Genomic DNA, 4,360 nt, shown 5'->3' with positions numbered 1-4,360 from the left:
CGCCGCGCCGTCGAATACGTCGACAACGGCTTCGGGCCCGTCGTGGTGGAACCGTTGCGGGATCTGCTCGAGAGGGGTGAGGCGATCACGATGAAAGCGCAGGGCGCATCAGAACGTTGGGCACTACGCCGCTGGCTGTGGTCGCTGCGCGGCCGTCAGGCTAGCTTCTGGCTGCCGACCTGGGGGCGCGAGCTGCAACTGCGTGCCGCCATGACCTCCGGTTCCACGCTGATGCGCGTGGCGCCCTTTGCGGAACTGGCGGCCTATGTCGGGCGCGCGATCCTGCTCGAGATGCCAAGCGGGCTTCGGTTCCGGATGATCAACGCTGCGTTGGTGGACGGCGCGGATCATCGGCTGACGCTGTCCTCCAGCCTCGGCGAGCCCGTGGCAAGCGGGACGAAGGCGCATTTCTTGACGCTGGTGCGGTCGGATGCGGATCGCGTGGAGATCCGGCATGGGGCCGTGGCCAGTGAGGTGACCCTTCCTGTCGTCGAGGTTCTGGAATGACCTACGCCACCATCGAGTCCTCGACGGCCGAGGGCCGCCCGTACTACCTCTACCAGTTCGTCGAAGGCGATCAGGTCTGGCGCTTCACCAGCAGGGCCACGGACTGGACCAGTGCCGCCAGCGAGGGCGATGCACTTACTTGGGAAGCCACCGCCATTTCCCATGGTGATGTGGTGCAGACCAGCGAGATCGAACGCGGGCGGCTGGAACTGACCTGGCCGCTGTCGCACGTTTTCGCGCGGCGGTTTCTCGCGCCCTTGGGCAACACGCCCGTGACACTGACCATCTTCCGCGGCCACGAGCAGGTGCTGGGCGAGACCGTGGCGCATTGGAAAGGCCGCGTGGTGGGCGCCGAGGTCGAGGGCGTCCGGATCCTGCTGAACTGTGAATCCGTCTTCAGCACCTTGCGCCGGGCCGGGGTGCGCGCGAAGTACCAGCGCCTCTGCCGCCACGCGCTCTACGGGCGCGGCTGTGGGCTCGATATCAGCTTCCATTGGCAGACCGGAACCGTGACGGCCGCCTCGGGCAATTCGCTGACAGTCCCAGAGGCAGGTGGCCAGCCCGATGGTTGGTTTCGCGGCGGGGTGCTGAGGTTCGGTGCCCAGCTCGGCTTCATCACGGGGCATGTCGGGACAACCCTGACGCTTTCTCGGCCGATGCTGGAGGTGGCAGCGGCGCTGGCCGCACCCGAGAGCGACCCCGAGACCGGTGATCCGATCCCCGTCATAGCCGACCTCGCCCCAGGCTGCGACCTGCGCGCCTCCACCTGTGCGGCCAAGTTCGGCAACCTCCCGAACTTCGGCGGCTTCCCCGAGATCCCCGGCCGCAACCCCTTCGGCGGCAGTTCCATCGTCTGAGCATCCCAAATGGTCTGGACCTTCATCGCGCGGCTCGTCCTCGGGCTCGTGCTTTCGGCGATTTCCTATGCGCTGAGCCCGCGGCCCAAGGTCGAGAAGCCGCAGGCTGCGGGGCTCGACGATTTCACGCTGCCGACGGCTGAAGAAGGACGTCCGATCCCGGTCGTCTTCGGCACGGTTCTGATCACCGGCCCGAATGTCGTCTGGGCCGGAGACCTGAAGGTCGATCCCATCAAGAAGAAAGGCGGCAAGAAGTGACCCGCGTGACAATCCATGACCTGCGCGCGGCGCGCTACTGCCTCGCGGGCGTGCGGCCGTGGTTTCGGCGGCATGGGCTGGACTGGCAGTCATTTCTCGACGGCGGCATCGAGGCGGAGACCTTGCGCGCCACCGGCGACGCGCTGGTCGAACCGGTGATCCTGCAGGCTGAAGCACGGGCAGCAATGATGCTGGAGGCAGATGATGGGCGGTAGGAGCAAGGCCCAGACCGTCGGCTATCGCTATTCGCTGGGCGTACATCTGGCGCTTTGCCACGGGCCGGTCGACGCCATCCGCGAGATCCTCGTCGACCGTCGCACCGCCTGGTCCGTCACGACTGGCGGAGGCTCTGCAGGAGGTGGGGGGGCGGCGGTCGAGACCCGTATCGGCACCGTCGCAGGTATGGCCGCGACGTCGGCACTTGCGGGAGACAGCGGCGCAACAATCAGCTTCCCCGGCACCCGCGCGGGCGTGCGGATCGGGCAGGACTATCGCCTCGCCCTCGCCAACGGGTCGAGCCAGACGATCACCCTGCAGGCCGTCACCTATGACGCTGCGACCAATATCACGCGCTGGACCGTCCTGCCCGAGGCGCTGAGCTTTGCAACCCAGAGCGTCGAGGTCTTCGAGGCCACGACCGGCGCCAGCAATACCGGCGCCGGTGGCGGGCGCATCCGGATCGACAAGCTTGACCTCTTCGGCGGCGAGAGCCGCGAAGGCGGCATCCGCGGCGATGTCGATGTGCTGATGGGCGGGCTGAGCCAGGGGCCCAACGACTATCTGGCCGCGCGCATGGGCGGGGACGTGCCTGCTTACCGTGGCCTCTGCAGCCTCGTGCTGCGGCAGGTCTACCTCGGCATCAACCCATACCTGAAGCCATGGGCCGTGCGAGTAACACGCGTGCTGACCGGCGAGGCCGGGGCGGCACAGTGGTATCCCGAGAAGGCGGCCATCGTGCCAGAGGCCAACATCTCGGATGCCGCAATCTACATTGCGCTCGATGTCTCGGGATCAATGTCGGGCACGCGCATGTCCGCTCAGAAAGCGGGCGTCGCCGCCCTCATCCGCGAGATCGCGACGGGCGTGGATCCCGACCGGCCGAACGATATCCGCATCGTCCTCTGGAACGCGGCAGTCGCCGGGTCCATCGAACGGCGCAACACGGGCCCTGACGATTATGCCGCGCTCGAGGCCTGGATGCTGGGGCTCTCGAACTTCACCAACGGAGGCACGAGCTTCAACGCGGCCTTCGCGGAAGCAAATGCCTTCTTCGCGGGTGGTGGGTCCAAACGCCGGATCGTCATCTTCGTGACCGATGGTGAGCCATCGCCGGTATCCTCCGTCGATACGGCGCTCGCGATCATCCGCACCCTGCCGCCTGCCGATATCTTCGGCTTCAACATCTCGCTCGCGAACACGTCCTACACCGCGCAGATCGACAACACCCCTGTCGATGGCGTGCCGGTGATCCCACCCGGCAACCCGCAAGCACTGGTCGCCTCCCTGCGCGGCGCCTTTGGCAACGGCCCGGACATGAACCCGGCGCATATCATCCGCGAATGCCTGACCAACCGGGACTGGGGTCTGGGATATTCCTCGGTCGAGATCGGGGCGAGTTTCACGGGCGCGGCGGATACGCTTTATACCGAGGGCTTCGGGCTCTCGCTGATCTGGCAACAGGACTCCTCCATTGAGGAGTTCATCGCCAGCGTCCTCGACCATATCGATGCCACTCTTTTCATCGACAGGCGCACCGGGCTCTGGGAGCTGAAGCTGATCCGGGCGGATTACCTGAGCACAACGCTGCCGTTGTTCGACGAGACCAATGTCGTGGACTGGGGCCGCCTTGGGCGCCGCTCGCCATCCGATCTGGTGAACTCGGTCACGGTGCGTTTCACCGATGCCTGGACCGACGACACCGGTGCCGTCAGCGTGACCGACACGGCCCGCGTCCAGGCGATGGGCGAGGTGCTGGCGACCACGCTCGACTATCCCGGCATCCGCTATCAGGGGCTCGCCGTACGCGTCGCCGAGCGCGACCTGCGTGCCTTGTCCGCCCCCCTTCTGACCGGCGAGATCGTCGTGAACCGCGAAGGCGCGGACCTCGGGCCTGGCGATGTGATCCGGCTGCGTTCGACGCGGCTGGGGCTGGATGACGTCGTGATGCGGATTTCCGAGATCGGACAGGGGGACGGGCGCGACAACGGCATCCGGTTGAAGATCGCAGAGGATGTCTTCGCGCTGGGCGCCACGGCCATCGCGGGCGGGCGCATGCCCACGGCAACCGGTGTCGCCGCCCCGCCGCGGGCATTGGCCCGGCGCATGGTCGACGAAGCCCCGTACTGGCTTCTCGTCCGCGAGCTTGGCCACAGCGAGGCCGACCGCCGCCTTGCCGAGGATCCGGACGCAGGCGCGCTGGTCGCGACCGGCGAACGCCCGAGCGCCGATGCCCTGGCGGCCCAGCTCTGGATTGATCCCGGTACCGGACCCGCGCAGGAGGGGGTGGTCGCTTTCGCCCCGACCGCACTGCTCGCTGCGGATGTGACAGACAGCCCGGAAGCGCGCGTGGTCCCGGTCACCAGCTGGCGCGACATCGGCGAGGTCGAGATCGGAACGCTCGCCAGCATCGATGGCGAACTGGTCCGCGTGGACGGGATCACGCCTAGCAGCATCACAGTTGGACGTGGATGCCTCGATACCGTCCCGCGCGCGCATCCCTCGGGCACGTCGGTCATTTT

At 67.1% G+C, this 4,360-nt stretch carries 5 protein-coding genes; all 5 read left to right on the top strand.

Going from position 1 to position 4,360, the window contains the following annotated elements; genetic code table 11:
• A partial coding sequence (locus G5V65_RS21210) for a hypothetical protein (RefSeq protein ID WP_206526924.1) occupies window positions 1-507 on the top strand: 507 nt, incomplete at its 5' end.
• The gene (locus G5V65_RS21205) at window positions 504-1,364 is read left to right on the top strand and encodes a phage BR0599 family protein (protein WP_165054506.1); all 861 of its coding nucleotides are present in this window, start codon (window positions 504-506) and stop codon (window positions 1,362-1,364) included. The genes G5V65_RS21210 and G5V65_RS21205, both read left to right, overlap by 4 nt.
• 9 nt (window positions 1,365-1,373) lie before the next feature.
• Window positions 1,374-1,622 (top strand): hypothetical protein, encoded by a 249-nt coding sequence (locus G5V65_RS21200; protein ID WP_089905543.1) that lies wholly within the window; start codon window positions 1,374-1,376, stop codon window positions 1,620-1,622.
• Window positions 1,619-1,837, top strand: coding sequence for a hypothetical protein (locus tag G5V65_RS21195; protein WP_165054503.1), 219 nt, complete (start codon window positions 1,619-1,621; stop codon window positions 1,835-1,837). Before G5V65_RS21200 ends, G5V65_RS21195 begins: the two co-directional genes overlap by 4 nt.
• Window positions 1,824-4,360, top strand: a 2,537-nt coding sequence (locus G5V65_RS21190; RefSeq protein WP_241250696.1) for a phage tail protein, incomplete at its 3' end; no start/stop codon positions are given. The genes G5V65_RS21195 and G5V65_RS21190, both read left to right, overlap by 14 nt.

The sequence above is a fragment of the Paragemmobacter kunshanensis genome, assembly GCF_011059185.1.
Taxonomy (GTDB): domain Bacteria; phylum Pseudomonadota; class Alphaproteobacteria; order Rhodobacterales; family Rhodobacteraceae; genus Paragemmobacter; species Paragemmobacter kunshanensis.
Note: the sequence above shows the minus strand (reverse complement) of the source record. Positions and strands in the feature narration are given on the sequence as shown.

Coding starts and splice junctions, on each gene's coding strand:
- G5V65_RS21205 (WP_165054506.1), top strand. CDS start 504: ATGACCTACGCCACCATCGAGTCCTCGACGGCCGAGGGCCGCCCGTAC.
- G5V65_RS21200 (WP_089905543.1), top strand. CDS start 1,374: ATGGTCTGGACCTTCATCGCGCGGCTCGTCCTCGGGCTCGTGCTTTCG.